The following is a 2,428-nucleotide window of genomic DNA, read 5'->3' as shown; positions in this document are numbered from 1 at the left end:
AATTGTAATTACAAAAGCTAATTGAACCAGGTTATTTATATTATCTTTGTAACTAAGATAATTAGTTGATAAGATAAAAATGACTGATGATGTAGTTATAACAGTGCGGAAATTGAGCCAGCAGTATGCGTACACTTCAATCCGTATGCATGAGACGGTTGCCAGAAAGGCCGGATTTTCTGGGACTGATCACAAATATTTAGGCTTTTTTCTGCAAAGAGGTAAACTGACTGCCGGTGAGCTTGCAGAATTAACAGAGTTGACCACAGGGGCTGTTACGGGGCTGATAGACAGGTTTGAAGAAAAAGGCCTTGTAAAAAGGGAGCTTGATAAGAGGGATAGAAGAAAGGTCATTATTGTGCCTGATACTGAAAAGATAATGGCCCTTTTGGAACCGTTTTACAAGGAATTTCAGGAAGAGTCGGAAAAATTAATTGCATCATTTTCAGCCGATGAAATGAAGACTATAGAAAGTTACTTCACCAAAGCTATAGCGCTAATGAACCAAACCAATAACAAATTCAATCAATAAATAACAGGTGGTATGAAGCAAGACAGCAACAATAACGAAACAATGCCAGCCCATGGCATGCAGTTGTACCATGGCACCAAGGCCAATTTGAAGCCGGGGGATTTGATAGCTCCGGGTTTTAATTCAAACTATGGTAAAAGGAAGAAGGCCAAGTACGTTTACCTCACGGCTACCATGGATGCGGCCATTTGGGGAGCTGAGTTGGCTGTGGGGGAAAACTCCGGCAGGATCTACATTGTAGAGCCTACGGGGCCATATGAGGATGATCCCAATTTGACAGACAAGAAATTTCCGGGAAACCCAACCAAATCTTACCGTACCCGGCACGCGCTCCGTGTAGTTGGTGAAGTAACGGAATGGCAGGGACACCCGCCGGAACAGCTCCAAGCCATGAGGGATCACCTTGAGCAACTTAAACAGCAGGGCATTGAAGCCATTGAGGATTAGATAAAGCATTGAAACCGTCCGCCTGGCTTATCGTAATGTTAAAGAAGGCTTAGGGAAAGTTAATATCAACCCTTGTTGCCTTCTTCGGGAATATTAGCCAACATTTGAATGCATCTACAGCTCATTAAAAACATATCGAAGCACGTAACTCTTACCTCCGGGGAGAAAGAGTTGTTTGAAACTTTTTGGGTTGAAAAGGTTCTTCACAAAGGTGATTATTTGCTGAGAAGCGGACAGGTTTGTAAAACTGATAATTACATCATATCGGGCTCACTAAAGGCATTTTACATCGATCTGGCAAGCGGTAAAGAAGATATTTTATATTTTGCCATAGATGACTGGTGGGCTACTGATATCAGCAGTTTTCAAAAACAAACCCCATCGATATACAGCATTCAGGCTTTGGAGGAGACACGGTTGCTGCAAATCCATTATCAGTCGTTTGAAAAGATGCTAACGGCTATACCTAAGCTGGAAAAATACTTTAGGATCATATCGGAAGGTTATATCGGAAGCCTACAGCGGCGGATCATTCTACATAGTGCTTATGATGCGGAGCAAAGGTATAATGATTTTTTAACCCAATACCCACAAATTGCAAAACGTGTACCTCAGTACCTGCTGGCGTCGTACTTAGGTATTTCGGCAGAGTTTTTAAGTCGGATCAGAAAAAAGAAAACTTCCTTGATCTAGTTCAATTTTTTTGAAGGACACATGCGTGAGTTTTGCTTTTCAAACAAAAAAGCAGATACGATGAGCAAAGTACTAATTATTAACGCAAGTGTGAGAAGCAAGAGGTCGCATAGTAGAAAATTAACCGAACTTTTTGTTGAGAACTGGAAAGCCAAACACCCAAACGATTCTTTTACACACCGGGAAGTAGGGTTGAATGCTATTCCTCCGGTCGATGAGGCATGGATAGCCAGTGCATTTGTGAAGCCGGAAGAGCGCACTGCGGCGAACCAGAAGGGTGTTGAATTGAGCAATGAACTTGTAAAAGAGCTAAAAGCGCATGACATCTATGTGATAGGTACTCCCATGTACAACTGGTCTATTCCAAGCAGTTTAAAGGCCTATTTAGATCAGATCATGCGGATCAATGAAACCTGGAAATTCAGGTCTGGCAAACCAGATGGTGATTATGTTGGGTTACTGGAAAATAAGAAGCTATTCATTCTGTCCAGCCGGGGCGATACGGGATATGGAGAAAATGAGCCGAATGAGCATATGAATTTCCAAACCACGTACTTGAAGTTCATCTTTGGTATGATGGGTGTGAAGGACGTCACTATAATCTCTTTGGACAATGAAGAGTTTGGTGGAGAAGTGTTTGAAAGATCTAAAGCGGTAATCTATGAGAAGCTGAGTCTGATAGAGTGAGATGTTTTATCACTAATAATATAGGACAGGTTAACGTATTAATCTTTTTTTTGTATGTTTGCACTGTAA

Annotated in this window: 4 protein-coding genes; all 4 read left to right on the top strand. The window is 41.5% G+C overall.

The annotated features are described in order from the left end of the window. The first annotated feature begins 79 nt into the window (after positions 1-79). The 4 genes from E1163_RS00990 to E1163_RS00975 all read left to right on the top strand — a co-directional run bounded on the left by E1163_RS00990 (position 80) and on the right by E1163_RS00975 (position 2,359). Positions 80-532: a MarR family winged helix-turn-helix transcriptional regulator gene (locus tag E1163_RS00990; RefSeq protein WP_155168660.1), complete on the top strand. Its 453-nt coding sequence runs from the start codon at positions 80-82 to the stop codon at positions 530-532. 12 nt (positions 533-544) lie between these two features. Beyond that, positions 545-979, top strand: a complete 435-nt coding sequence (arr, locus tag E1163_RS00985) for an NAD(+)--rifampin ADP-ribosyltransferase (RefSeq protein WP_221417891.1) — start codon at positions 545-547, stop codon at positions 977-979. 108 nt (positions 980-1,087) lie between these two features. Then, positions 1,088-1,672 (top strand): Crp/Fnr family transcriptional regulator, encoded by a 585-nt coding sequence (locus E1163_RS00980; protein WP_155168659.1) that lies wholly within the window; start codon positions 1,088-1,090, stop codon positions 1,670-1,672. 60 nt (positions 1,673-1,732) lie between these two features. Further along, positions 1,733-2,359, top strand: coding sequence for an FMN-dependent NADH-azoreductase (locus E1163_RS00975; protein WP_155168658.1), 627 nt, complete (start codon positions 1,733-1,735; stop codon positions 2,357-2,359). The last annotated feature ends 69 nt before the right edge of the window (positions 2,360-2,428 follow it).

The organism is Fulvivirga kasyanovii (assembly GCF_009711405.1).
Lineage (GTDB): Bacteria > Bacteroidota > Bacteroidia > Cytophagales > Cyclobacteriaceae > Fulvivirga > Fulvivirga kasyanovii.
The sequence above is the reverse complement of the archived record's forward strand: the minus strand, read 5'-3'. Positions and strand labels throughout refer to the sequence as shown.